Source organism: Kitasatospora sp. NBC_01300 (assembly GCF_041435235.1).
GTDB lineage: Bacteria > Actinomycetota > Actinomycetes > Streptomycetales > Streptomycetaceae > Kitasatospora.
In genome coordinates, this window is record NZ_CP108408.1 from 5,451,628 (window position 1) to 5,476,341 (window position 24,714).

Annotated in this window: 22 protein-coding genes; 13 read left to right on the forward strand and 9 right to left on the reverse strand. The window is 72.9% G+C overall.

What is annotated here, in order from left to right:
- Positions 1–44 precede the first annotated feature (44 nt).
- The 3 genes from OG556_RS24180 to OG556_RS24190 all read right to left on the reverse strand — a co-directional run bounded on the left by OG556_RS24180 (position 45) and on the right by OG556_RS24190 (position 3,345).
- Positions 45–827 carry a TIGR04222 domain-containing membrane protein gene (locus tag OG556_RS24180; protein WP_371519228.1) on the reverse strand — a complete coding sequence of 261 codons (783 nt, stop codon included), beginning with the start codon at positions 825–827 and terminating at the stop codon, positions 45–47.
- 69 nt (positions 828–896) lie between these two features.
- Positions 897–1,991 carry a TIGR04222 domain-containing membrane protein gene (locus tag OG556_RS24185; RefSeq protein WP_371519230.1) on the reverse strand — a complete coding sequence of 365 codons (1,095 nt, stop codon included), beginning with the start codon at positions 1,989–1,991 and terminating at the stop codon, positions 897–899.
- A gap of 40 nt (positions 1,992–2,031) precedes the next feature.
- On the reverse strand, positions 2,032–3,345 hold the full coding sequence (locus OG556_RS24190; protein ID WP_371519232.1) for a DUF692 domain-containing protein: 1,314 nt from the start codon (positions 3,343–3,345) through the stop codon (positions 2,032–2,034).
- 267 nt (positions 3,346–3,612) lie between these two features.
- On the opposite strand from OG556_RS24190, the gene OG556_RS24195 reads away from it, so the two are divergent.
- From OG556_RS24195 to OG556_RS24230, 8 genes are all read left to right on the forward strand, one after another.
- Positions 3,613–4,533 carry a GNAT family N-acetyltransferase gene (locus OG556_RS24195; protein WP_371519234.1) on the forward strand — a complete coding sequence of 307 codons (921 nt, stop codon included), beginning with the start codon at positions 3,613–3,615 and terminating at the stop codon, positions 4,531–4,533.
- A 116-nt stretch (positions 4,534–4,649) separates the two neighbouring features.
- Positions 4,650–5,453: a hypothetical protein gene (locus OG556_RS24200; protein ID WP_371519236.1), complete on the forward strand. Its 804-nt coding sequence runs from the start codon at positions 4,650–4,652 to the stop codon at positions 5,451–5,453.
- A gap of 121 nt (positions 5,454–5,574) precedes the next feature.
- On the forward strand, positions 5,575–6,591 hold the full coding sequence (locus OG556_RS24205) for an MBL fold metallo-hydrolase (protein ID WP_371519238.1): 1,017 nt from the start codon (positions 5,575–5,577) through the stop codon (positions 6,589–6,591).
- Between the two features lie 100 nt (positions 6,592–6,691).
- Positions 6,692–8,521, forward strand: coding sequence for an ATP-binding protein (locus OG556_RS24210; protein WP_371519240.1), 1,830 nt, complete (start codon positions 6,692–6,694; stop codon positions 8,519–8,521).
- Positions 8,518–8,949 (forward strand): roadblock/LC7 domain-containing protein, encoded by a 432-nt coding sequence (locus OG556_RS24215; protein ID WP_063349487.1) that lies wholly within the window; start codon positions 8,518–8,520, stop codon positions 8,947–8,949. The genes OG556_RS24210 and OG556_RS24215 overlap by 4 nt, the downstream gene beginning before the upstream one ends.
- Positions 8,946–9,299 carry a DUF742 domain-containing protein gene (locus OG556_RS24220; protein WP_350885830.1) on the forward strand — a complete coding sequence of 118 codons (354 nt, stop codon included), beginning with the start codon at positions 8,946–8,948 and terminating at the stop codon, positions 9,297–9,299. The genes OG556_RS24215 and OG556_RS24220 overlap by 4 nt, the downstream gene beginning before the upstream one ends.
- 55 nt (positions 9,300–9,354) lie before the next feature.
- A complete protein-coding gene (locus OG556_RS24225; RefSeq protein ID WP_371522852.1) occupies positions 9,355–9,921 on the forward strand; it encodes an ATP/GTP-binding protein in 567 nt (188 codons plus the stop codon).
- On the forward strand, positions 9,918–11,108 hold the full coding sequence (locus OG556_RS24230; protein ID WP_371519243.1) for a cytochrome P450: 1,191 nt from the start codon (positions 9,918–9,920) through the stop codon (positions 11,106–11,108). Before OG556_RS24225 ends, OG556_RS24230 begins: the two co-directional genes overlap by 4 nt.
- Positions 11,109–11,259: 151 nt before the next feature.
- On the opposite strand, the gene msrB is transcribed toward OG556_RS24230, so the two are convergent.
- From msrB to OG556_RS24250, 4 genes are all read right to left on the reverse strand, one after another.
- Positions 11,260–11,664 carry a peptide-methionine (R)-S-oxide reductase MsrB gene (gene msrB / locus OG556_RS24235; protein ID WP_063349491.1) on the reverse strand — a complete coding sequence of 135 codons (405 nt, stop codon included), beginning with the start codon at positions 11,662–11,664 and terminating at the stop codon, positions 11,260–11,262.
- Positions 11,665–11,686: 22 nt separating this feature from the next.
- A complete protein-coding gene (murC, locus tag OG556_RS24240) occupies positions 11,687–13,117 on the reverse strand; it encodes a UDP-N-acetylmuramate--L-alanine ligase (protein WP_371519245.1) in 1,431 nt (476 codons plus the stop codon).
- Between the two features lie 104 nt (positions 13,118–13,221).
- Positions 13,222–13,683: an indole-3-glycerol phosphate synthase gene (locus OG556_RS24245; RefSeq protein WP_350885822.1), complete on the reverse strand. Its 462-nt coding sequence runs from the start codon at positions 13,681–13,683 to the stop codon at positions 13,222–13,224.
- Between the two features lie 66 nt (positions 13,684–13,749).
- The gene (locus tag OG556_RS24250; protein WP_371519247.1) at positions 13,750–14,517 is read right to left on the reverse strand and encodes a pyrimidine reductase family protein; all 768 of its coding nucleotides are present in this window, start codon (positions 14,515–14,517) and stop codon (positions 13,750–13,752) included.
- Positions 14,518–14,619: 102 nt separating this feature from the next.
- Between OG556_RS24250 and zapE the strand changes: the two genes are divergently transcribed.
- The 4 genes from zapE (at position 14,620) to OG556_RS24270 (ending at position 19,969) form a co-directional block, all read left to right on the forward strand.
- Positions 14,620–15,666 carry a cell division protein ZapE gene (zapE, locus tag OG556_RS24255; protein WP_371522854.1) on the forward strand — a complete coding sequence of 349 codons (1,047 nt, stop codon included), beginning with the start codon at positions 14,620–14,622 and terminating at the stop codon, positions 15,664–15,666.
- A 102-nt stretch (positions 15,667–15,768) separates the two neighbouring features.
- A complete protein-coding gene (gene uvrB, locus OG556_RS24260) occupies positions 15,769–17,862 on the forward strand; it encodes an excinuclease ABC subunit UvrB (protein ID WP_371519249.1) in 2,094 nt (697 codons plus the stop codon).
- A 281-nt stretch (positions 17,863–18,143) separates the two neighbouring features.
- A complete protein-coding gene (locus tag OG556_RS24265; protein ID WP_350885816.1) occupies positions 18,144–18,722 on the forward strand; it encodes a TerD family protein in 579 nt (192 codons plus the stop codon).
- A 266-nt stretch (positions 18,723–18,988) separates the two neighbouring features.
- On the forward strand, positions 18,989–19,969 hold the full coding sequence (locus OG556_RS24270; RefSeq protein ID WP_371519250.1) for a TerC family protein: 981 nt from the start codon (positions 18,989–18,991) through the stop codon (positions 19,967–19,969).
- A 94-nt stretch (positions 19,970–20,063) separates the two neighbouring features.
- Here the strand turns inward: OG556_RS24270 and OG556_RS24275 are convergent, their stop codons facing one another.
- Together OG556_RS24275 and OG556_RS24280 are read right to left on the reverse strand one after the other, a co-directional pair.
- Complete coding sequence (locus OG556_RS24275; RefSeq protein WP_371519251.1) at positions 20,064–20,717, reverse strand: MBL fold metallo-hydrolase; 654 nt, start codon at positions 20,715–20,717, stop codon at positions 20,064–20,066.
- Positions 20,718–20,765: 48 nt separating this feature from the next.
- Positions 20,766–21,500, reverse strand: coding sequence for a maleylpyruvate isomerase family mycothiol-dependent enzyme (locus OG556_RS24280; protein WP_371519252.1), 735 nt, complete (start codon positions 21,498–21,500; stop codon positions 20,766–20,768).
- A 268-nt stretch (positions 21,501–21,768) separates the two neighbouring features.
- Between OG556_RS24280 and uvrA the strand changes: the two genes are divergently transcribed.
- Entirely contained in the window at positions 21,769–24,678 is a 2,910-nt protein-coding gene (gene uvrA, locus OG556_RS24285) for an excinuclease ABC subunit UvrA (protein ID WP_371519253.1), read from the forward strand.
- Positions 24,679–24,714 lie beyond the last annotated feature (36 nt).

A 24,714-nucleotide genomic window follows, 5' to 3' on the forward strand; every position in this document is an offset into this window, starting at 1 on the left:
GGATCGGTGAACGGGGTCCGCTTCGGCGGGCCCCGTTCCGCGTGTCACGTCCGGTGGGGGCGGAGGGCGGCGCGCAGGCGGGGGTCGGGGAGGACGGCGGGGCCGTTCATGGCGACGGCGGTGAGCAGTTCGCGCTCCTCGTCGTCGGCGAGGCCGTGCTGGCGGGCCGGGCGGACCTCGCGCAGCACCTCCTGGCCGACCGGGGACGCCCAGCGGGTGTAGGGGTAGACGTCGACCCGGGCCATCAGCAGGGTGCCCGAGGTGAGCACCAGCGGCAGCGAGAACCAGGCGAGCGGGGCGACGGTGTCACCGCCGGTGAAGCCGGTGAGGGTCAGCGCGGCGGCCAGCAGGAGGAGCGTCAGCAGCAGTGCGTGCCGCACCTGCCGGACCACCAGGACGGTGCTGCGCTGGACCATGGCCGGGGTGGCCAGGCCTGCCAGCGAGAGCCTGGCGCCGATCTCCAGGACGGTCGGGTGCTCGGCCATCGACCGGCGCAGCCCGTCGGTGCGGCACTGGCCGTCGGGGCCGACGGTGACGATGACCGCGCGCTCCAGGCGGCTGCGGCCCCGGGGGTCGACCACCGTGGTCCAGCCGGTGTGGGCCAGGTGCAGCCGGCCCCGGCCGGCCATCAGGACGAGGGCGAGTTCGACCACCCGGTCCGGGCCGCCCGCCAGGTAGGCCGTCTCGTACAGCCCGATCCCGACGGCCTCGGGCGGGCGCAGGCCGTCCGCCTCGGCCAGGGCGTCGGCGGTGGCGGTCGTCCGGACGAGCCGGAGACACGAGAGGACCGCCGCGACGCACGCCGGTATCAGGAACAGCAACCACATGGGCTTGTTGTATGCCTGGGCCGACGGCGCGGGGAACGGCTTCCCGGACCGCGATACCGAACTGTGACGTCAGGAGCCGCAGCCGCCGCCGCCACCGCAGCTCGACGAGGACGACCCGCAACTGGAGGAGGACGACCCGCAGCTCGACGAGGAGGAGCCGCAACTGCTGGAGCCGGAGCCGCAGCTGGAGGACGAGGATCCGCAGCTGCTGCTGCTTCCCCCGCAGCCGGAGGAGCCGGAGTGCGAGGAGCCGCACCAGGCCGTGGAGCCCCCGCAGGAGGACCCGGACGAGCTGCACGAGCTGGGGGGAAAGCTGCTGGAGGAGCCCGTCGAGGAGGAGGCGTAGGAGCTCGCGGCGGCCGACTTCATCGCCTCGTCCTGGGCGGCCGCGGCCAGCATCGCGGACTGCAGCTCGTCGTCCTCCAGCCCGGCGGCGGCCAGCCCGCCGAGCGCGAGGGCGCCCAGCAGCGCGCCGCCGGTCATCTTCGGCGACAGGCCGGCGCTCGGCGTCCACGGCGTGCCGACCTTCATCAGGGAGAGCTGGCGCCGCCCGGCCGGGGTGATCCGGCCCTTGGCCGGCCAGGTGACGAGCAGGCTGATCACGCCGAAGACCAGGAGCACCACCGGGACCCACGGCGCGGGGCGGTCGGAGCCGGCGCCGCCGTCGTCCAGCACGTAGGCGAGGACGGTCGAGACGGCGACGCCGAGCAGCGCGAGCCAGAGCAGCCGCCGGGCGGTGCGGGCCCGCCGCAGCCGCTCGGGGTGGCGCATCAGGCCGCGGTCGGCGAGCCGGTCGCCGATCTCCTGCACGGCGGCGGAGCGCATCACGGCCCGGCGCAGCGGGGCGAGTTCACGGCTGCGGCCCGGGCCGACGGCGTCCAGGACGGCCTGGTCGACGGCGTCGTACGGCTTGTGCCCGGTGAGGGTGACCAGGCCGGCGCGGCTGATCACGGCCCGCTCGGAGAGGTGCATCCGGATCAGGGCGGTGTCGAAGACCCGGCCGGGGCCGCCGGACAGGAAGGCGGTGTCCATCAGCGGCAGGCCGCGGCCCGGCAGGCCCTGGACGCGCGGGACGTGGCCGACCCGCTGCTTGGTCCGGGACGCGTAGAGCGAGGCCGCCACCAGCAGGACGGCGGGGACGACGAAGTAGGTGTTGTGCCACATGGGCGGGTTCCCCCCGAAGGTGTGCGGTGAAGACGGGTGCTCAGCGCCGCAGGGCTCGGCGCAGACGGGCGAACGCGCCGGGCGGCGGCTCGGCGGCCGGGTGGAGCCACTGCTCCAGGGACCGGCGGTGGTCGGCGGCGAGCGGGCCGCCGTCGGCGAGCGCCCAGGCGGCGAAGGCCCGGGCGTCGGCGCGGTAGCCGCCGGTCTGCGGGTGCCGGCGGGCGTAGTCGAGGAACAGCGGCCCGTACGGCCGGCCGAGCAGGCGGGGCAGTTCGGGGGCCACCTTGGCGACGGTGTCCCGCCGTTTGGTGGCCAGGCCGGTGGACTGGGCGCGGACCTGGTCCGGGTCGAAGCCGGGCGGGACGGGCCCGCCGGCCACCAGGGCGGCGAGCAGGTCCGCCTGGCGCCGCGCCAGCCGGGCGCGGGTGCCGCTCGGGCACGCGCCCGCCGCGGTCTCCCGGGGCTCGGCGCGGGGGGCGGGTGGGGCCGTCCGCGGGGTGCTCCCCTCCAGCACCCGGCGGATGGCGTCCAGTTCGCCGGCCAGCTCGCTGGGCGGCGGGAAGTCGGCGTCCCGTTCCAGCAGGACGCCGGGTGGTGCGACCCGTGCGCAGAGTTCGGCCAGGACCTCCAGCACCGGTTCGGTGACGGGGTGGGCGTGGGTGTCGTGCCAGACGCCGTCGACCAGGGTGCCGCCGGCGACGTGGACGTAGGCGAGCGCCTCCAGCGGCAGGCGGTCCAGTTCGGCGGCCGGGTCGATGCCGAGGTTGACCCGGTTGGTGTGCAGGTTGGCGACGTCGATCAGCAGCCGGACGCCGGTCCGCTCGACCAGCTCGGCGAGGAACTGCCCCTCGGTCAGCTCGTCGTCGGGCCAGGCCAGCTGGGCGGCGATGTTCTCCAGGGCGAGCGGCACCGGGAGCTGGTCCTGGGCGATCCGGACGTTCTCGGCGATCACCCGCAGCGAGTCCCGGGTGCGGGGGACGGGCAGCAGGTGGCCGGCCTCCAGACCGCCGGCCCGGACGAACGCCAGGTGTTCGGTGACCAGCGGGGAGTCGAGGGCGAGCGCCGCCCCGGCGAGCTCGGCGAGTCGGGCGGGGTCGGGCAGGTCGGCGCCGCCGAGGCCGAGCGCCACGCCGTGCGGGACGACGGTGACGCCGCGGGCGCGCAGGACGGTCAGGGACTCGGGCAGGTGGTCGGCGCAGATGTTCTCGGCGACCACCTCGACCCAGTCCAGGCCGGGTTGGCGTTCGACGACGGTGTCGATCTCGCTGCGCCAGCCGAGGCCGACGCCGAGGCGGGGCGCGCCGTCCCGCGCCGGGGTGGCGGAGCCGGGCAGGTCCAGGGCAGGGGAAGTCATCGGTGCGCCCCCTTTCGGAGGGCCGGGTGGGGAGGCCGCCGGGTGGTGCGGGCTTCGTCGCCAGGACCGCGCGGCCGTGTTGCTGAGGATGTCCCCGGGTGGGGCGACTGCCAAGCCCCGCCCGGTCTTCTCAGAGCATTATTTGAGCTTGCTGTTGCGGGGGTGAGGGACTTTGGTCCCGAGCCGGGGCCGTCGCCGCAGGTGAGGCGCACCGGCGAGGGGAAATTCGAAGGCGCCGGACGGGCCGCGGGGCTAGCGTGGGAACCCATGACTTCTTTGACGATCCGTGACTTCCGCCCCGACGACGCCGAGGCCGTGGCCGCCGCCCACCGGGCCGGGCGCGAGCACCTGGTGATGACCTCCGAGGCCCTGCTCTGGCTGAACGGCCGGCAGAGCCCGGGCGAGCACTTCCGCACCTTCGTCGCCGAGCTGGACGGCCGGGTGGTCGGCTCGGTGCGCTGCGCGGTGGTGCTCGGGACGACGACCACCGGCGTCGGGTACGCCAACGGCAGCGTGCTGCCGGGGTTCCGGCGGCGCGGCGCGGCCACCGCGCTGCTGGCCGCGGCCGAACGGCACCTGGCCGGGCACGGGGTGAGCGAACTGCACACCTGGCTGGACGACGAGCCCGCCTCGCTGGCCTTCGCCGCCGCCCGGGGCTACGAGCTCGGGCGCGCGGCGCAGTTCGGCGGACGGGACTTGGCGCTGCCGCTCCCGCCGGCGCCCGTACGGCCGGCCGGCGTCGAGCTGCGCCCGGCCGAGGAGTGGGCGGCCGACCCGCGCCCGCTGTTCCTGGTCGAGGCGGACGCCATCCAGGACGAGCCCGGCGAGGTGCTGATGGACGCCCTGGACTACGAGGACTGGCTGCGGGGCGACTGGGCCCGGCCGGACCTGGACCGGGCGCTGACCGTCGTCGCCGTGGTGGACGGCGAACCGGCCGCGTTCAGCATGGCGCAGACCGACGGGGTGGACCGCTACTGGTCCGCGTTCACCGCCTGCCGCCGGGAGTTCCGCGGGCGCGGGCTGAGCAAGCTGGCCAAGCTGGAGTCGCTGCGCCTGGCGGCCGCGGCGGGCTACCGGCGCGCGTACACGTCCAACGACGAGACCAATGTGCCGATGCTCGCGATCAACGCGTGGCTGGGGTACGAGCGGTGCGCGGGGGAACGCAAGGGGATCAAGCGCCTGAAGTGACGCCGGGTGCGGCGATCCTGACGGTCGGAATTGCCGCGAGGGGGGTATTTCCGGCCACGGAGGGGACTTAACCAGGGCACACAGTTCGTGGTCGAGTCTTCCTCCGTGGGGATGATATGGAGATCCTGCTCCAGGTGTTCATCGCATCGGTTCCGGCCGTGATCGGATTCCTCGCGGCCCGCTCCCTCGCCCGGACCAGACTGTTCCTGCGCTACGGCTTCCTGCGGGCACTGCTGGCGCCGTACAGCCGGGTGCAGATCATCACGCCGAGCATCGAGGTCGCGGAGTTCGCCTTCACCACGGACGGCTGCCAGCTGACCAGCCGCGGGCCGAAGAACGTGCTGTTCATGCCGATGGCCGAGGCCAGGGCGATAGCGGGGCTCACCGACCTGCTGCGGAAGGTCAACCGGAAGGCGACGATCGAGCTGGTGGTGGCCGGAGCGCAGGATCCGCGGATGCCGACGTTCTCGATCGGGGGCCCGAGCGTCAACTCCTATTCCGGCGGCGTGCTGGACGCGGTGTTCCCGGATTTCGCCATCGAGTACCCGGACGAGGCCCGCGCCCGGTGGGGCGGAATGACCTTCGAGGCGCTGTACAACCCGGCCGGGGAGCTGATCCGGGACCACGGCTTCATCTTCGTGACCCGCACGCCCCGGCAGGCGCCCTGCGTCGTGCTCTGCGGGGTGTTCGCCTTCGGCTCCGCGATGGCGGTGGAGGCGTTGACCTCGGCGAGCCGCAACTCCCCGCTGGCGGCGCTCTTCCGCTCGGGGGAGAAAGGATTCGTCGCGGTGGAGGGGCGGGTGATAGGCCTGGACACCGTCGACGTCACGGTCGAGGTCTGCCGCGCCCTGCCCGCGCCCCGGTCCGACGTCCCGTCGGGATTCCGGGGCGAGGTGTCCACGGGTCGTCCCGACGGTTGAGACGATTGGTCTCGACCAGGAGGGGCGAAACCGGACAGCTCGGGAGAGTCTGGGGCAGTAACTCCTGGCGGCCGTACAGGTTTTGCCCCGCTCCTGACACACTTTGGGCATAATCGCGCACATGACGATCAACCGTGCGAACGTGAGCGCGATTGCCGAGGACCTGTATGTGTGGCTCCCCCCGAAGCGGGGCTGGGGCCTGGCCAACTGCGGGCTGCTGGCCTCGGCGAAGACCGCGCTCTGGATCGACACCCCCTACGACCCCACCCTGGCCGGGGAGTTCCTCGCCGCCAGCCGCCGCCTGCTGCCGGCCGGGGTCGAGGTCGACCGGGTGATCGTCACCCACGCCAACGGCGACCACCTGTGGGGCGCCGGAGTCGTCCCGGACGCCGAGGTGATCTCCACCCGCGAGGCGCTGGAGCACATCCACTACGAGCCCACCCCGCAGCAGCAGCACGCCCTCGTCGTCGGCGGCGACCCGGACTCCCCGCTCGGCGGCTACCTCCGGGAGCACTTCGGACGGTTCGACTGGTCCGCCACCGACCCCGTGCACCCGGACACCGTCTTCACCGGCGAGCTGGAACTGCGGGTGGGGGAGTACCCGGTGCAGGTGACCGGCCTGCCCGCCGCCCACACCGGCGGTGACCTGATCGTCCACCTCCCGTACCAGCGCGCCGTCTTCACCGGCGACGTGATCTTCGGCTCGACCCCCGAGTACCCCGGCGACCACCCGGTGCACTGGGCCGGCCCGCTGGAGAACGTGATCACCGCCTGCGAGCGGATCCTGGCCACCGGCGCCGAGATCTTCGTCCCCGGCCACGGCCCCGTGCTCGACCGCGACGGCGTCCGCCACCACATCGCCTACCTGACGTACGTCCGCGAGCGCGCGCACGCCCTGCACACCGCCGGGATCCCCGCGCTGGACGCCGCCCGGCGGGTGATAGCCGAGCAGCGCCACCCCGAACTCGGCCTGCCCGAGCGGCTGGTGCTCACCGTCGCCGCCGAGTACCGGCACCTGGACGGCACCGAGGTGCCGAACGTCCTGGAGGCCATGGGCCAGGTCGCCCAGGTGGCCCGCGAACTGGCCGAGGACGCCGCCCGCAGCCCGCGCCCGCGCGCCGCCGCCGCCCGGGACTGACCGCCCGGGACCGCCCGCCGCGCCCGGGCCGGACCACCGCCGGCCCCGGTACCGGCAGCAGCCGACCAGCCGGACCCCCAGAGGACTCCCGAGGACTTCGATGACGCAGATCGCGCAGATTGCGCTGATCGTCCTGGCGCTGGTCGCCGCCGCCACGGCGGGCGTGCTCGCCCGCGGCCGGGCCCGGGCCCTCACCCGGGCGGTCGCCGCCGAGACCGCCCGCGGCCACGGCGAGGAACGCGCCCGCGCCGCCGAAGGCCGGCTGGCCCGCGCCGAGCAGCAACTGCGCGAGGCACAGGAGGCCGCCCGGCGCGCCACCGAGGAGACCCACCACGCCGAGAGCCGCTACCGGGCCGCCGAGGAGCGCACCCGGGAGGCCGAGAACCGGGCCCGTGCCGCCGAGGACGCCACCCGGGAGACCGACCAGCGGGCCGCCGCCGCGAACACCCGGGCCGAGGAGGCCGAGCAGCGGCTCACCGCCGCCGAGGAGCACACCGCCGCCGTGCTCGCCGAGATCGGCCACCTCGCCCAGGAACGGGTGGCCGCCACCGCCGTCCGGCTCAGCCACGCCAACGCCCCGCTGGTCGGCCCGCTGGACGGGAAGGCCGTCGGCCCCGAGACCGTCCGGGCGCTGCAGTCCGTCCTGGACGCCGCCTCCGCCGCCCTCACCGACGAGCGCGAACGCGTCGACGCCGCCGCCCGCGCCGCCATGCGCGGCGCCACCTCCCGGATCCAGACCCTGCTCTACCAGATCCAGAGCCTGGTCCAGCAGCTCCAGCACGACAACGACGACCCCCGGCTGCTGGAGGTCGACTTCCGCAACGAGGTCGCGCTGCGCCGGATCCAGACCGTCGCCGTGCTCTGCGAAGCCTGGCCCGGCCTGGCCCGCACCGACTCGCCGCTCGCCGAAGTGGTGGTCGGCGCGCTCTCCCGGGTGCCCGGCTACGCCCGGATCAAGGTCGCCAACCACCTGCGCGAGCAGCGGCTCGCCGTGGTCGCCCGGGCCGCCGAGCCGCTGGCCATCACCGTCGCCGAACTCCTCGCCAACGCCTCCGCCTACTCGCACCCAGAGACCGACATCCCGGTCACCGTCCAGCAGGGCGGCCGCGGCGCGCTGGTGATCATCGACGACAGCGGCATCGGCATGGACGACGACCAGCTGCGCCGGGCCCGCCGACTGCTGGCCGGCCCGCCCGACGTCCTGCTCACCGAACTCGGCAACCCGCCCAAGACCGGCTTCGCGGTGATCGGCAAACTGGCCCGCCAGTACGGCTTCTCCTGCCACATCGAGCCCTCGCCGTACGGCGGGATGCGCACCATCCTGCGCATCCCGGCCGCGCTGGTGACCGTCGTCGACGACGAGCAGCCGCTGTCGGTGCTCACCCCGCTGCCGCTGCGGGCCGGCGCGGGCCCGGCCCCCGCGCCCACCGTCCAGGCCGTCCCGCCGATGCGCGACGCCGACGAGGGCGACGGGCCGCCCCCGCTCGCCGACCGGCACAACCAGCCGGGCCCGCACCCCGCGCCCGCCATCCACGCGGTGCCCGACGCGCCGGCCGGCCCCGCCGACCCGGTCGACGACGGCACCGGCCTGCCCAGCCGGCGACGCCGCCGACCGGCCACCGCGGACGGCCCCGGAGCCCCCGAGCCCGCCGCCGGGCCGTCCGCCGCACCGGCCGAGCCGCCCGCCCGGGCCCCCGAGCGGACGCCCGAGCGCGCCGCCGCCCACTGGCAGGCGCTCCAGGAGGGCACCGACTCCGGCCGCGCCGCCGTGGCACAGGCCGCCCGCGGGGCCAGCACGACCGCCGGGACCAGCGCGACCGCCGGGACCAGCGCGACCGGCGGGAGCGGTCCGACCGCGGCCGCCCGCGACACCGGTGCCCGCACCACCGTCCGCCCGACCGCCCCGACCCCCGAAGGAGCCGAGCAGTGACCAGCACGCCCAGCCCGACCACCACCGACGAGATCTCGTGGGTGCTGACCCCGCTGCTGGAGCTGCCGGGGGTGCTGCACGCGGTCATCGCCACCGGTGACGGCCTCGTCGAGGGAGCCTCGGACGGTCTCGACCGCGCCTCCGCCGAGAGGGTCGCCGCGATGACCGCCACCGTGCACGCCGCCGCCCGCGCGTTCACCAGCGCCTTCACCGACACCGAACGGCCCCGGCTGGCCCAGACCGTGGTCGAGTCCGACCTCGGCTACGCCGTCGTCGTCCCGGCCGGGGAGAACACCTCGCTCGCCGTGTTCACCTCCCCGGAGGCCCAACTCGGCAACGTGGCCTACCAGATGCAGGTACAGGTCGCCGCTCTGGGCCGTGCCCTCGCGAGTCCGACCCGGCAGCAGGACACCACCGTCCGATCATGACCGCCGTACCCCGCAGGCGGATGGTGCCCGCCTACCTGGCCACCGGCGGCCGCAGCCGCCCCGGCACCGCCGGCTTCGACCGGCTCACCGTGCTGTTCGCGGACCGCGTCGAACCGCCCCGCGAGCTGGAACCCGAACACCAGCGGCTCTGGGAACTGCTGCGCCCCGGCGCGCTGACCGTGGTGGAGGCCGCCGCGCACCTGCGCCTGCCGGTCAGCGCCACCGTCTTCCTCGCGGCCGACCTGGTCGAGGCGGGCTGCCTGCGCGCCCGCGCGCCGATCCCGCGCGCCCAGCAGACCGACCGCTCCATCGTCGAGAGGCTCCTCGTTGGACTCCGTGCGCTCCGGTAGCCCGGCCGACCGGCCGAGCCGGGTGGGCTACCTGCCCGACCGGGACCAGACGCTGATGAAGCTGGTGGTGGCCGGCCCGTTCGGGGTCGGCAAGACGACGCTCATCCGCACCCTCTCCGAGATCGCCACCCTGCACACCGAGGAGGCGATGACCGAGACCGGACGGCCGGTCGACGACCTGGCGGGCCTGCCCGAGAAGGCCACCACCACGGTCGCCGTCGACTTCGGCCGGCTGACCCTGCCCGGCAACCTCGTGCTCTACATGTTCGGCACCCCCGGCCAGCGCCGCTTCTTCCCGCTCTGGCAGGACATCGCCCGCGGCGCCCTCGGCGCGCTGGTGCTCGCCGACACCCGCCGGCTCGCCGACTCCTTCGAGATCATGGACATGGTCGAGGAGCAGGGCCTGCCCTACGCCGTCGCCGTCAACTGCTTCCCGGACGCGCCGGTCCACTCGATCGAGGTGCTGCGCGCCCACCTGGACCTGCACCCCGCCACCCCGCTGCTGCTCTGCGACGCCCGCGAGCGCGGGGCCAGCCTGGACGCGCTGATCGCGCTGGCCGAGCACGTCCTCGACGGCCTGCCCGCCGCCCCTGTCGCCTCCGCCGCCGAGGAGCGCCCGTGACCACCGACACCCGCCCGACCCCGATCTACGGCCCGGTCTTCGCCGCCGACCCGCAGCTGGTCTACGACCGGCTGCGCCGCTACGGCGCGGTCGCCCCGGTGGAGATCGCGCCCGGCGTCGAGGCCCTGCTGGTCACCGACTACCAGGCCGCCCTGGACCTGCTGCGCGACACCGACACCTTCTCCAAGGACTCCCGCGCCTGGCAGCGCACCGTCGCCCCCGACAACCCGCTGCTGCCGGTGCTCGGCTACCGCCCGACCGCCCTGTTCAGCGACGGCGAGGTGCACGCGCGCTACCGCGCGGTGATCACCGACGGCCTCGCCCTGCTCGAACCGCACCGGCTCCAGCGCCGGGTCGCCGAGGTCGCCCACCAGCTCGTCGACCGCTTCGAGGCGGCCGGCACCGCCGACCTGATCGCCCAGTACGCCCGCCAGCTGCCGGCCTTCGTCCTCACCACCTGGTTCGGCGTGCCGGAAGAGCACAGCGCCCGGCTGGTCGCCGGGATCGCCGGGATGATCGAGTCCACCGAGAAGGCCGTCGTCGCGTACGGGGACCTCGTCGCGGTGGTCACCGCCATGGTCGCCGAGCGGCGCGCGCGGCCCCGGCACGACCTCACCTCCTGGTTCGTCACCCACCCGGCCGGGCTGGAGGACGACGAGGTGATCCGGCAGATCACCCTCACCATGATCGCCGGGCACGAGCCGACCACCAACCTGATCGGCAACGCCCTGCTGCGCCTGCTCACCGACGCCCGCTACGCCGGCTCCCTCATCGGCGGCGCGATGACCGCCTACCAGGCGATCGACGAGGTGCTCTGGCACGAGCCGCCGCTGGCCAACCTCTCCGCCCACTACCCGCGCTACGACATCACCTTCCACGGCCGGGAGATCCCGGCCGGCACCCTGGTGCTGGTCTCCTACGCGGCCGCCAACTCGCAGGCCGCGCCGCCCACCGACGGCACCGAGCTGCGCAGCGGCGAGAGCGCCCACCTGGCCTGGGCGGCCGGCCCGCACGGCTGCCCGGCCCGGGACCCGGCGCTGCTGATCGCGATCACCGCGATCGAGCAGCTGACCAGCCGGCTCAGCGACCTCGAACTGGCCACCCCGGCCGAGGACCTGCTCTGGCGCCCCGGCCCGTTCCACCGGGCCCTGGTCCACCTCCCGGTCCGCTTCGCCCCGACGGCCTGAGCCTCGGCGGCCCCCCGCGGCTCGGACCCCGGTGGCCAGACCCTCGGCGGCCCGGACCCTGCTGGTCCGAGCCCAGGCGGCCCGGGACGCACGAGGGCCCGGGTGTCCGTCCGTACGGAAACCCGGGCCCTCGCGGCGCGACCGGCCGGCGCTACTCGGCCGGCTTCAGCGTCAGCGAGACGCTGTTGATGCAGTACCGCTGGTCGGTCGGCGTGCCGTAGCCCTCGCCCTCGAAGACGTGGCCCAGGTGCCCGCCGCAGCGGGCGCAGCGCACCTCGACCCGGCGCATGCCGAGCGTGGTGTCCTCGATGTACTGGACCCGGTCCCCGGCCAGCGGCGCGTAGTACGACGGCCAGCCGCAGTGGCTGTCGAACTTGGTCTCGGAGCTGAACAGCTCCGCGCCGCAGGCCCGGCAGCCGTAGACGCCGACGGTCTTGGTGTCGGTGTACTCACCGGTGAACGGGCGCTCGGTGCCGGCCTCGCGGAGCACGTGGTACTCCTCGGGGCTCAGCTCGTCCCGCCACTCGGCCTCGGTCTTCTCGATCTCGTAGCTCATCACGGCTCCCGGTCGGGGTACGTCAGACGTTGGAGGCAACGTTCGAGAGGTGCTGCACGCTTCCCCGGATCTCCTCCAGGATGGCGGGGCCCAGGTTGGTGACGTCGCCGGCGCCCATGGTGAGCAGCAGGTCGCCGGGGCGGGCCAGGCCGGCCAGCACGGCGGGGGCGGCGTCGAAGGAGTGCTCGGCGGTGACGTCGGCGCCGGCCCGGTGGGCGGCGTCGATGATCAGCTCGCTGGTCACGCCGGGGATCGGGTCCTCGCGGGCCGGGTAGATGTCCAGCACCACCGAGGCGTCGGCCAGCGCCAGGGCCTGGCCCATCTCCTCGGAGAGCTGCTGGGTGCGGCTGAACAGGTGCGGCTGGAAGACCACCAGCACCCGGCCCTCGCCCTCCAGGCCCTCCCGGATCGCCTCCAGGTCGGCGGTCATCTCGGTGGGGTGGTGGGCGTAGGAGTCGATCACCTGGACGCCGCCGGCCTCGCCCTTGAGCTGGAGGCGGCGCCGCACGCCGGTGTAGGCGCCGAGGGCCTTGGCCAGGTCGGCGGCCGGGACGCCCAGCGCGACGCCGGCGGCCAGCGCGGCGACCGCGTTGTGCGCGTAGTGCCGGCCGGGCACCGAGACGGTGAAGGACAGCTCGGCGCCGTCCAGCTCGACGGTGACCTCGCTGGTCATGCCGCGGGCGACCACCGAGCGGACCCGGACGTCGGCGTCCTCGGCGGCGCCGACGGTCACCACGGTGAGGCTCTCGCGGCCGGCCACCCGGGCGGTCAGCTCGCGGGCGCCGTCGTGGTCGGCGGAGACCACCAGGGTGCCGCCGGGGGTGATCCGGCCGACGAAGGTCTCGAAGGACTCGTAGATCTCCTCGATCGACGCGTAGTTGGCGTGGTGGTCCAGCTCCACGTTGAGCACGATCGCCACCTCGGGCGCGTACTTGTGGAAGCTGCGGTCGCTCTCGTCGGCCTCGGCGACGAAGATCTCGCCGGCGCCGTGGTGGGCGTTGGAGCCGGGCGTGTCGAGGTCGCCGCCGATCGCGTAGGACGGGTCCAGGCCCAGTTCGCCGAGGGCGACGGCGAGCATGCTGGTGGTGGTGGTCTTGCCGTGGGTGCCGGCCACCGCCAGCGCCCGGCGGCCGCCCATCAGGGCGGCGAGCGCGTCGGAGCGGTGCACCACCGGGATGCCGCGCTCGTGGGCGGCGGCCAGCTCCGGGTTGTCGGCGCGGATCGCGCTGGAGACCACCACGCTGCTGGTGCCGTCCGGCACGTGCTCGGCGGCGTGGCCGACGTGCACGGTCGCGCCGAGGGCGCGCAGCGCGAGGACGGTCTCGGACTCCTTGGAGTCGCTGCCGGAGACGCTGGCGCCGCGCACCGCGAGGATCTTCGCCAGGCCGGACATCCCGGCGCCGCCGATGCCGATGAAGTGCGGGGCGTGCAGGTCGTGCGCGGCGTCGTTCAAGGCGGGGCTCCGTAGGGCGGGGGCGGAATGGTCGGGCGGACGGGATGGGGAATCGTCCTCGCGGGCGGACCGCAAGGACGATTCTGCACCACCGGCCGGGATCCCTAGGAGTCGCTGGCGAACAGCCGCAGCACCGGGACCCCCACCTTGTGCCGGGCCTGGGAGGCCCAGTCGCGGTGGAAGAACTCCTCCACGAAGTGCGGTGAGGTGAGCACCACCACCTCGTCCGCGCGGTGCTCCTCGACCGCCGCCCGCAGCCGGTCCAGGGGCTTCTCCTCGACCAGCTCGCCGACCGCCTCGGCCCCGGCGGCGCGCAGGTGGCGCAGGCTGTGTTCGAGCGACTCGGAGGCCACGGTCGGCCCGGACTCGGACTCGTCGTGCTCGTGCACCACCTTGTCGAGGTGGCCGAGCGCCACGTCGTCCAGCGCCCGCAGCAGCTCGTCCTGCTTGCCGCGCGGCTGCATCAGGACGACGAAGGAGACCTTCTCGTCGCTGTGGAGCGTGGTGACGAGTTCCACGTCCGCGTCGGAGAGAGCCTTTTCGATCATCAGTACCGTCTTGAACACGTGAGTCCCTTCCAGTGGCCGGCCCCCGGGCCCCGGCATCGCATTAACGGGATCACGACCCGTCGGTCACGGGGTCGCCGGACGCAGGTAGCGGGTGAAGAGGAATCCTTTCTGCTCGATCAATGAGACCAGCCGCATCCGCTGCACGTCAGGCATTTCCGCATCGCGGATGATGCGCGGCGCGTCGCCGCCGGTGATCAGCGGAGCCAGCGACAGGCACAGCTCGTCCAGCAGGCCGGCCGCCGCCAGCTGCCCCAGCAGCCGCGGGCCGCCCTCGCTCAGCAGCCGCGTCCAGCCCCGCTCCGCCAGCGCCGACACACCCGCCCGCAGGTCCACCGACCCCTCCCCGGCGAGCACCAGGTCGGCCACCTCGGCGACCGCCCGGCGGCGCTCCTCGGGCGCGTCCGCGGTGGTGATCACCACCGTCCTGGCCAGCGGGGCGGTGAACAGCGGCGCGGTCAGGTCCAGGGTCAGCGAGCGGCTCACGATCGCGATCGCCGGAGCCGGGGCTTGCCCGGCCGCCGCCCGCGCCGCCGCGAACTCGGCCCGGGCCCGGGCCGGCCGGTACCCCTCCGCGCGGACCGTCTCCGCGCCCACCAGCACCACGTCCGACAGCGCGCGCAGCACACCGAAGATCCGCTTGTCGGCGTCCCCGGACAGGCCCTCCGAGAGGCCCTCCAGCCTCGCCCCGCCGTCCAGGCCCGCCACCATGTTGGCGCGCAGCCAGGGCAGACCCCGATTCACCTGCTCGGGGTACGCGTAGACGGCGGCGAGCGACTCCAGCGAGGCCGGGTCGACGACCGGCTCGCCCAGCGGGCTGATCAACTGTTGCATGCCCTCAGTCTTCCACCGGCCGCCGTCCCGAGGGGCCCGGGACCAGGCGTACCCTCTACTAACGTGCCAGCAGCCCCCCGCCCCGACACCGCGACCGAGTCCATAGCCGCCGCGAGCGCGGCCGGCTCCCCGATCGCGCTCGCCGACCGCCGCCCCGTCGTGCCCGCCGAGCGGCTGGTCGCCGAGATGGTCCCGCCGCCCCGGTTCTCCGACGTGAGCTTCGGGACGTACATCCCGGACCCGAACCAGCCCAGCCAGTACGAGGCCGTCCAGGTCCTGGAGCAGTTCGCCACCACCCTCGGCGGGGGAAACGGTTCCGCACCCAAGCGCAGCTGGTTCCGCCGCTCCGCCCCGGCGCCCACCGGCCCGGCCGGCGTGTACCTCGACGGCGGCTACGGCGTCGGCAAGACCCACCTGCTCGCCTCGCTCTGGCACGCCGCCCCCGGCCCCAAGGCCTTCGGCACCTTCGTCGAGCTGACCAACCTGGTCGGTGCGCTCGGCTTCCAGCAGGCCGTCCGGACCCTCTCCGGGCACACGCTGCTGTGCATCGACGAGTTCGAGCTCGACGACCCGGGCGACACCGTCCTCGTCTCCACGCTGCTCGGCCGCCTCGTCGACAACGGCGTCAAGCTCTGCGCCACCTCGAACACCCTGCCGGAGAAGCTCGGCGAGGGCCGCTTCGCCGCCGCCGACTTCCTGCGCGAGATCCAGGGCCTGTCCGCGCACTTCCGCCCGATGCGGATCGACGGCCAGGACTACCGCCACCGCGGCCTCCCGGACGCCCCGCCGCCCTACTCCGACGCGGCCGTCGACGCCGTCGCCGCCCGGACCCCCGGCGCCTCCCTGGACGACTTCGACACCCTCCTCGCCCACCTCTCCGCCGTCCACCCCAGCCGCTACGGCGCGCTGCTCGACGACGTCACCGCCGTCTGCCTGCGCGGCGTCCGCCAGGTCGACGACCAGTCCACCGCCCTGCGCCTGGTCGTCCTCGCCGACCGCATGTACGACCGCGAGCTCCCCATCACCGCCTCCGGCCTCCCCTTCGACCAGGTCTTCCCCGACGACATGCTCCGCGGCGGCTACCGCAAGAAGTACCTCCGCGCCATCTCCCGCCTGGTGGCCCTCGCCCGCGACAGCGCGAAGCCCTGACCCCGTAACCCCCGCCCGGCCCCACCCCCGCCATGAGGTTCGAGGGGCACGCGGCCTGAGGGAGCGGCACCGCTTGTCGGTGGTGGGTCGTACGGTGGACTCGTGCGACCCATCACGAGTATTGAGCGGTCAGTGGCGCCCTTCGAGGTCGTCAGTCCCTTCCAGCCGAACGGGGACCAGCCGGCGGCGATCGCCGAGCTGGAGCGGCGGATCAAGGGCGGGGAGAAGGACGTCGTCCTGCTCGGTGCCACGGGCACCGGGAAGTCGGCCACCACGGCCTGGATGATCGAGCGGCTGCAGCGGCCCACCCTGGTGATGGCGCCGAACAAGACGCTGGCCGCCCAGCTGGCGAACGAGTTCCGCGAGCTGCTGCCGAACAACGCGGTCGAGTACTTCGTCTCGTACTACGACTACTACCAGCCCGAGGCGTACGTCCCGCAGACGGACACCTACATCGAGAAGGACTCCTCGATCAACGAGGAGGTCGAGCGGCTGCGGCACTCGGCGACCAACTCGCTGCTGACCAGGCGGGACGTGATCGTGGTCGCGTCGGTGTCCTGCATCTACGGCCTCGGCACCCCGCAGGAGTACGTGGACCGGATGGTCCCGCTCAAGGTCGGCGAGGAGATCGACCGGGACGTCCTGCTGCGCCGCTTCGTGGACATCCAGTACGCCCGCAACGACGTGGCGTTCACCCGGGGCACCTTCCGGGTCCGCGGCGACACCATCGAGATCTTCCCGGTCTACGAGGAGCTGGCCGTCCGGATCGAGATGTTCGGCGACGAGATCGAGGCGCTGTACACCCTGCACCCGCTCACCGGCGAGATCATCAGCCAGGACGAGTCGGTGTACGTCTTCCCCGCCTCGCACTACGTGGCCGGCCCGGAGCGCATGGAGCGGGCGATCACCGGCATCGAGAAGGAGCTGGAGGAGACGCTCGCCCGGCAGGAGAAGCAGGGCAAGCTGCTGGAGGCCCAGCGGCTGCGCATGCGCACCACCTACGACATCGAGATGCTGCGCCAGATCGGCACCTGCTCGGGCGTCGAGAACTACTCGATGCACTTCGACGGCCGCGAGCCCGGCTCCCCGCCGAACACCCTGCTCGACTACTTCCCGGAGGACTTCCTCCTGGTGATCGACGAGTCGCACGTCACCGTCCCGCAGATCGGCGCGATGTACGAGGGCGACGCCTCGCGCAAGCGCACCCTGGTGGAGCACGGCTTCCGGCTGCCCTCCGCGATGGACAACCGCCCGCTGAAGTGGGAGGAGTTCCTGGGGCGGATCGGCCAGACGGTGTACCTGTCGGCGACGCCCGGCCCGTACGAGCTGTCCCGCGGCGACGGCCAGGTCGAGCAGATCATCCGCCCGACCGGTCTGATCGACCCGGAGGTGATCGTCAAGCCGACCGAGGGCCAGATCGACGACCTGGTGCACGAGGTCCGCAAGCGGGTGGAGCGGGACGAGCGCGTCCTGGTGACCACGCTGACCAAGAAGATGGCCGAGGACCTCACCGACTACATGCTCGGCCTGGACATCCGGGTCCGGTACCTGCACAGCGACGTGGACACCCTGCGCCGGGTGGAGCTGCTGCGCGAGCTGCGCGCGGGCAGGTACGACGTGCTGGTCGGCATCAACCTGCTGCGCGAGGGCCTGGACCTGCCGGAGGTGTCGCTGGTGGCGATCCTGGACGCGGACAAGGAGGGCTTCCTGCGCTCCGGCACCTCGCTGATCCAGACGATCGGGCGCGCCGCCCGAAACGTCTCGGGCCAGGTGCACATGTACGCGGACCGGATCACCCCGTCGATGGAGAAGGCGATCGACGAGACGAACCGCCGCCGGGTCGTGCAGCAGGCGTACAACAAGAAGCACGGGATCGACCCGCAGCCGCTGCGGAAGAAGATCGGCGACATCCTGGACACCCTCGCCCGCGAGGACGTGGACACCGACGAGCTGCTGTCCACCGGCTACCGCGGGGCCGCCGGGAAGGGCAAGGCCCCGGTGCCGGCCCTGGGCATGGAGCGCAAGCAGGGCGAGAGCCTGCCGGCCGCCGAGCTGGCGGAGCTGATCCAGTCGATGACGGACCGGATGCACGCGGCCGCCGCCGACCTCCAGTTCGAGGTCGCGGCCCGGCTGCGCGACGAGGTGAAGGAGCTGAAGCGGGAGCTGCGCCAGATGCGGGAGGCCGGCGTGGCCTGAACGGGGGTCGAGGGGGCAGACGGGGGCTGAGGCGGGTCGAGGCGGCCGCCGGGCCGGGCCGGTGTGACACCGGTCAAGCCCGGCGGTGTCTCAGCCTTGCCACAATGCGGCGACCGCCGGGAGGTGCGGGGTGCCGCAGGCCCTAGGCTGGCCTGCGGCATCGACCTCGGGACGGGGTGGTGCCGCAGCAACAGGGGGCCTCAGCCGGGGGACGGCACGGGGTGTTCCACCGTGGCGCCGCGCGGGGAGCGACCGCGTGGCCGGGTAGAGAGGACAACGCCGTGTCGGTGAACCTTGCCAAGGGACAGCGGGTCAGTCTCCAGAAGGGGCCGGGCGGCGCGTTGACCGTGGTCCGGATGGGGCTCGGCTGGCAGGCCGCGCCGAAGCGGGGCCTGTTCGGCAGCCGTACCAGGACGATCGACCTGGACGCGTCGGCGCTCCTGTACGCCGAGAAGACCCCGTCCGACGTGGTGTTCTTCCAGCACCTGGAGAGCACGGACGGTTCCGTCCGGCACACCGGGGACAACCTGGAGGGCGGCTCGGGCACGGAGGACGACGAGGCGATCCTGGTGGACCTGCTGCACGTGCCGGCGCACATCACCCAGGTGGTGTTCACGGTGAGCTCGTACACCGGGCAGACGTTCGCGGAGGTGCGGGGCGCGCACTGCCGGCTGGTGGACGAGACCACGGGCGAGGAGCTGGCCCGGTACGAGCTGGCCGGGGGAGGGCCGCACACCGGGCAGATCATGGCGAAGGTGTTCCGTGACGGGGCCGGCGGCTGGGAGATGCAGGCGATCGGCGCGCCGGCCAAGGGGCGGACCTTCCAGGACCTGCTGCCGGCGATCGAGCCGTACCTCTGACGGGCACCTCCGACGGCACCTCTGACGGGCACCTGGACGTCGCCCCTGACAGTTCTTTACCTTCTTTACCTTTCTTTGGGCTTCCTGTTACTCTCGATGGCAGCGGAGGGGAGTATTCCCCCGCAGTTGTCCCCGTCATCACGGGCGCTCACGAGCGGCGCCCCGGGGCGCTGGTCCGTGCGGATGCCCCGAGAGCGGGCCCGACGGGCGGAAGAGACCTCCGGCAGTGACGATGACTGTCTCGCCTACCTGCCGGAGGAGCAGTAGTGGACGTTTCCGTAGCCATGTGGGTCACCACGATCGGTGTGTTGATCGCACTGATCGTGGCGGACTTCTTCATCGGAGGGCGCAAGCCGCACGAGGTCTCGATCAAGGAGGCCGGGATCTGGACCGCGGTCTGGATCGTGCTGGCGCTGATCTTCGGCGGGTTCCTCTGGTGGCACTCCGGCGCGCAGCCGGCCGGTGAGTTCTTCGCCGGTTACATCACCGAGAAGTCGCTCAGTGTCGACAACCTGTTCGTCTTCATCCTGATCATGGGCAAGTTCGCGGTGCCGAGGATCTACCAGCAGCGCGTGCTGATGTTCGGTGTGATCATCGCGCTGGTGCTGCGGGCGGTCTTCATCGCCGGCGGCGCGGCGCTGGTCACCCAGTTCTCCTGGGTGTTCTTCATCTTCGGCGCCTTCCTGATCTGGACCGCCTGGAAGCTGATCAAGGAGGCCCGGGCCGGCGAGGAGGAGGACGAGTTCGAGGAGAACCGCCTGCTCAAGTCGATCGAGCGGCGCTTCCCGTCCACCGACACGTACCACGGCACCAAGCTCTTCATCCGGGAGAACGGCCGCCGGCTGATGACCCCGATGCTGATCGTGATGCTGGCGATCGGCACCACGGACGTGCTGTTCGCGCTGGACTCGATCCCGGCGATCTTCGGCCTCACCCAGGACCCGTACATCGTCTTCACCGCCAACGCCTTCGCCCTGATGGGTCTGCGTCAGCTGTACTTCCTGATCGGCGGCCTGCTGAAGAAGCTGGTCCACCTGTCGTACGGCCTGTCGGTGATCCTCGGCTTCATCGGCGTGAAGCTGGTGCTGCACGCGGCGCACGAGGCGGGTGCGAACGTGCCGGAGATCGGCATCCCGCTCTCGCTGGGCGTCATCGTGGTCGTGCTGGCCGTCACCACGGTGACCAGCCTGGTCGCCTCGAAGAAGCAGGAGCGGGCCGAGCGCGAGGCCGAGAAGCTGGACGCCTGACCCCCGCGTGACGGCCGAGGCCCCCGCGACCCGGAAGGGGTCGCGGGGGCCTCGTCGTGCCCGGTGCCCGGTGCCCGGTGCCCGGAGGCCGGGGTCACCAGCCGCGTTCGCGCCACTCGTCGAGGTGCGGGCGCTCGGCGCCGAGGGTGGTGTCGTTGCCGTGGCCGGGGTAGACCCAGGCCTCGTCCGGGAGGACGTCGAAGATCTTCTCGTTGACGTCCCGGAAGAGGCTCGTGAAGGCCGCCGCATCGCCCCAGGTGTTGCCGACGCCGCCCGGGAAGAGGCAGTCGCCGGTGAAGACGTGCGGGTGGCCCTGCGGGTCGTCGTAGATCAGCACGATCGCGCCCGGGGTGTGTCCGACCAGGTGCCGGACGGTGAGTTCCACGTCGCCGACCCGCAGCTTGTCGCCGTCCGCGAGCAGCAGTTCGGTGGGCACGTCGACGCCCTCGGCGTCGTGCGCGCCGGCGGCGGTGCGGGCCCCCGTCACGGCGACCACCTCGGCGAGCGCGGCCCAGTGGTCGTGGTGCCGGTGGGTGGTGACCACGGTGGCCAGCTCGTCGCCGACGGTCTCCAGCAGCACCGGGGCGTCGGCGGCCGCGTCGATCAGCAGCTGCTCGTCGGTGGCCCGGCAGCGCAGCAGGTAGGCGTTGTTGTCGTACGCGCCGACGGCCACCTTGGTGATGATCAGGTGCGCCAGCTCCCGCACGTCCGGCGGCCCGCCGACCTTGACCGCTCCGTGGTACGTCATACGTCCGCTCCTCGTCCGGTGAAGGGGTTCAGGATCATCTTCGCGCCGTCAGCCCAGCGGGGGAAGCTGGGGGAGGGCGGTGTCGGGGGTGGCCCGGAGGTCGGCGCCGTCGGAGCGGCCGGAGAGCCAGGCGAGCAGGGAGCGGAGGGGGCCCCGGACGGTGAGGACGGGCTCGCCGGTGCCGATCAGGCCGATGTCCCCGGTGTCCTCGGCGGCCAGCTCGACGCCGGGCAGGTCGGTGCCGTGCAGCTTGTTGGCGATCTTGTGGAACTCGGTGACGGCGAAGACCTCCGGCCAGTGCGCGGGGGTGTGGCCGGCGTCCAGGTCGACGTGGTGGTACTCGACCTCGGCGAGGCGCTTCCACGGGAGGTCGTGGGCGGGGAAGACGTAGCCGGTGCGGTGGCGGACCTCGACCGTCCAGGCTTCGGCGGGCAGCAGCGCGGCGGCCGCGGCGAAGCGCTCGCGGGAGTCGCGCAGGTCGGCGAGCTGGACGTCCACCGGGCGGGGCGCGCCCTCCTCGATCTGCCGGTCGCGGACCTCGGTGCTGGCGTACTGCGGGATGTCGGTGCCGGTGCGGGCGCCGTCCAGCAGGTTGACCAGGGAGTCGGCGTTGCGGGCGATGTGGGCCAGCACGTGACCGCGGGTCCAGCCGGGCAGGGCGGAGGGCTCGGCGACGGCCTCGGGCTTCAGCTCGGCGACGGTGTTCAGCAGGTGCCGGGTGCTCTCCTCGACCAGGGCCAGGTACTGCGCGGCGGCCTCGGCGGCGGTCTGCGGGTCGGTCATCGGATCGGCCTTCTGTGGGAGACGGCGCGTTGCCCGCGGGGGGCTCCGCTCGTTGACCAGCTGACGCTATCGCCGAATCCGACCGCTGAGCAGGGCCTTTTTCGGTCCGGGTACGGAGGGTCCGAGGGGCGCTCTCACTCGTTCGGGTGGACTCCGCTGGACACGGTCGATATTCGAACGTCTGAGCTAGTAGGCTGGCTGCCGCATCCTGGAAGAAGCACACATCTCCCCGCAAGTCCTCTCGCCCCGGAGAAAGGCGCCAGAAGCAGTGGCCGACCGCCTCATCGTCCGCGGTGCTCGCGAGCACAACCTCAAGAACGTCTCGCTCGACCTGCCCCGCGACTCCCTCATCGTCTTCACGGGCCTCTCCGGCTCCGGCAAGTCCTCGCTCGCCTTCGACACGATCTTCGCCGAGGGCCAGCGCCGCTACGTCGAGTCGCTGTCCTCCTACGCCCGCCAGTTCCTCGGGCAGATGGACAAGCCCGATGTGGACTTCATCGAAGGCCTCTCCCCGGCCGTCTCGATCGATCAGAAGTCCACCAACCGAAACCCCCGTTCGACCGTCGGCACGATCACCGAGGTCTACGACTACCTGCGCCTGCTGTTCGCCCGGATCGGCAAGCCGCACTGCCCGCACTGCGGCCGCCCGATCGCCAAGCAGTCGCCGCAGGCGATCGTCGACAAGGTGCTGGAGCTCGCCGAGGGCACCCGGTTCCAGGTGCTCAGCCCGGTGGTGCGCGAGCGCAAGGGCGAGTTCGTCGACCTCTTCGCCGACCTCCAGTCCAAGGGCTACTCGCGCGCCCGGGTGGACGGCGAGACGATCCAGCTCGCCGAGCCGCCGAAGCTCAAGAAGCAGGAGAAGCACACCGTCGAGGTGGTCATCGACCGCCTGACCGTCAAGGAGAGCGCCAAGCGGCGGCTCACCGACTCGGTGGAGACGGCCCTGCGGCTGTCCGGCGGCATGGTCGTGCTCGACTTCGTCGACCTCGCGGAGGACGACCCGGAGCGCGAGCGGATGTACTCCGAGCACCTCTACTGCCCGTACGACGACGTGTCGTTCGAGGAGCTGGAGCCGCGCTCGTTCTCCTTCAACTCGCCGTTCGGCGCCTGCCCGGACTGCTCCGGCCTGGGCAACCGGATGGAGGTCGACCCGGAGCTGGTCGTGCCGGACCCGGAGCGCTCGCTGGAGGAGGGCGCGATCCACCCGTGGTCGGCGGGCCACGCCAAGGAGTACTTCCAGCGGCTGATCGACGCGCTCGCCGGGGAGCTGGGCTTCCGCACCGACATCCCGTGGGCCGGGCTGCCGGCCCGCGCCAAGAAGGCGCTGCTGTACGGGCACAAGCACCAGGTGCAGGTCAGCTACCGCAACCGCTTCGGGCGCGAGCGCTCGTACAGCACCGGCTTCGAGGGCGCCGTCCCGTTCATCCAGCGCCGGCACACCGAGGCGGAGAGCGACAGCAGTCGCGAGCGCTTCGAGGGCTACATGCGCGAGGTGCCCTGCCCGACGTGCGAGGGCACCAGGCTCAAGCCGGTGGTGCTCGCGGTCACCGTCGAGGAGAAGTCGATCGCCGACGTCTCGGCGATGTCGATCAGCGACTGCGCCGAGTTCCTGGGCGCGATGAAGCTGAACGACCGGGACAAGCAGATCGCCGAGCGCGTCCTCAAGGAGGTCAACGAGCGGCTGCGCTTCCTGGTCGACGTCGGCCTGGACTACCTCTCGCTGAACCGCGCGGCCGGCACCCTGTCCGGCGGCGAGGCCCAGCGCATCCGGCTGGCCACCCAGATCGGCTCCGGCCTGGTCGGCGTGCTGTACGTGCTGGACGAGCCGTCCATCGGCCTGCACCAGCGGGACAACCACCGGCTGATCGAGACGCTGGTGCGGCTGCGCGACATCGGCAACACGCTGATCGTGGTCGAGCACGACGAGGACACCATCAAGACGGCGGACTGGGTGGTCGACATCGGCCCGGGCGCCGGCGAGCACGGCGGCAAGGTGGTGCACTCCGGCTCGCTGAAGGGGCTGCTGTCCAACAAGGACTCGCTGACCGGCCAGTACCTCTCCGGCAAGCGGTCCATCCCGATCCCGGCGGGCCGCCGCGACCGGGACAAGAAGCGCCAGCTGACCGTCCACGGCGCCCGCGAGCACAACCTCAAGGACGTCACGGTCGGCTTCCCGCTCGGCACCTTCACCGCGATCACCGGTGTCTCCGGCTCCGGCAAGTCGACGCTGGTCAACGACATCCTCTACACCCACCTCGCCCGGGAGCTGAACGGCGCCCGCAGCGTGCCCGGCCGGCACACCCGGATCACCGGCACCGACCTGGTGGACAAGGTGGTGCACGTCGACCAGTCGCCGATCGGGCGCACCCCGCGCTCCAACCCGGCCACCTACACCGGGGTGTTCGACCACGTGCGCCGGCTCTTCGCGGAGACGCAGGAGGCGAAGGTCCGCGGCTACCTGCCCGGCCGGTTCTCCTTCAACGTCAAGGGCGGCCGCTGCGAGAACTGCTCGGGCGACGGCACCATCAAGATCGAGATGAACTTCCTGCCGGACGTCTACGTACCGTGCGAGGTCTGCCACGGCGCCCGGTACAACCGGGAGACGCTGGAGGTCCACTACAAGGGCAAGTCCATCTCCGAGGTGCTGGACATGCCGATCGAGGAGGCGCTGGCCTTCTTCGAGGCCGTCCCGGCGATCTCCCGGCACCTCAGGACGCTCAACGACGTCGGCCTCGGCTACGTCCGGCTCGGCCAGTCCGCGCCGACGCTCTCCGGCGGCGAGGCGCAGCGCGTCAAGCTCGCCTCCGAGCTGCAGAAGCGCTCGACCGGGCGGACGGTCTACGTGCTGGACGAGCCCACCACCGGCCTGCACTTCGAGGACATCAGCAAGCTGATCAAGGTGCTCAGCGGGCTGGTGGAGAAGGGCAACACGGTGATCGTCATCGAGCACAACCTCGATGTGATCAAGACCGCCGACTGGGTCGTCGACATGGGCCCCGAGGGCGGTTCCGGCGGCGGCATGGTGGTCGCCGAGGGCACCCCGGAGCAGATCGCCGCCGTCCCGGAGAGCCACACCGGCAAGTTCCTCCGGGACATCCTTCCGGGCGAGTTCGCGGACGCCCCGATCGCCCCGGTGAAGAAGGCACCGCGCAAGCGCGCCGCCGCCGCGAAGAAGTAGCGAAGAGGGAGAAGCGACCCGCTCCGCCGCCCCGCC

Coding starts and splice junctions, on each gene's coding strand:
- OG556_RS24180 (WP_371519228.1), bottom strand. CDS start 827: ATGTGGTTGCTGTTCCTGATACCGGCGTGCGTCGCGGCGGTCCTCTCG.
- OG556_RS24185 (WP_371519230.1), bottom strand. CDS start 1,991: ATGTGGCACAACACCTACTTCGTCGTCCCCGCCGTCCTGCTGGTGGCG.
- OG556_RS24190 (WP_371519232.1), bottom strand. CDS start 3,345: ATGACTTCCCCTGCCCTGGACCTGCCCGGCTCCGCCACCCCGGCGCGG.
- OG556_RS24195 (WP_371519234.1), top strand. CDS start 3,613: ATGACTTCTTTGACGATCCGTGACTTCCGCCCCGACGACGCCGAGGCC.
- OG556_RS24200 (WP_371519236.1), top strand. CDS start 4,650: ATGGAGATCCTGCTCCAGGTGTTCATCGCATCGGTTCCGGCCGTGATC.
- OG556_RS24205 (WP_371519238.1), top strand. CDS start 5,575: ATGACGATCAACCGTGCGAACGTGAGCGCGATTGCCGAGGACCTGTAT.
- OG556_RS24210 (WP_371519240.1), top strand. CDS start 6,692: ATGACGCAGATCGCGCAGATTGCGCTGATCGTCCTGGCGCTGGTCGCC.
- OG556_RS24220 (WP_350885830.1), top strand. CDS start 8,946: ATGACCGCCGTACCCCGCAGGCGGATGGTGCCCGCCTACCTGGCCACC.
- OG556_RS24225 (WP_371522852.1), top strand. CDS start 9,355: ATGAAGCTGGTGGTGGCCGGCCCGTTCGGGGTCGGCAAGACGACGCTC.
- msrB (WP_063349491.1), bottom strand. CDS start 11,664: ATGAGCTACGAGATCGAGAAGACCGAGGCCGAGTGGCGGGACGAGCTG.
- OG556_RS24250 (WP_371519247.1), bottom strand. CDS start 14,517: ATGCAACAGTTGATCAGCCCGCTGGGCGAGCCGGTCGTCGACCCGGCC.
- OG556_RS24275 (WP_371519251.1), bottom strand. CDS start 20,717: ATGACGTACCACGGAGCGGTCAAGGTCGGCGGGCCGCCGGACGTGCGG.
- OG556_RS24280 (WP_371519252.1), bottom strand. CDS start 21,500: ATGACCGACCCGCAGACCGCCGCCGAGGCCGCCGCGCAGTACCTGGCC.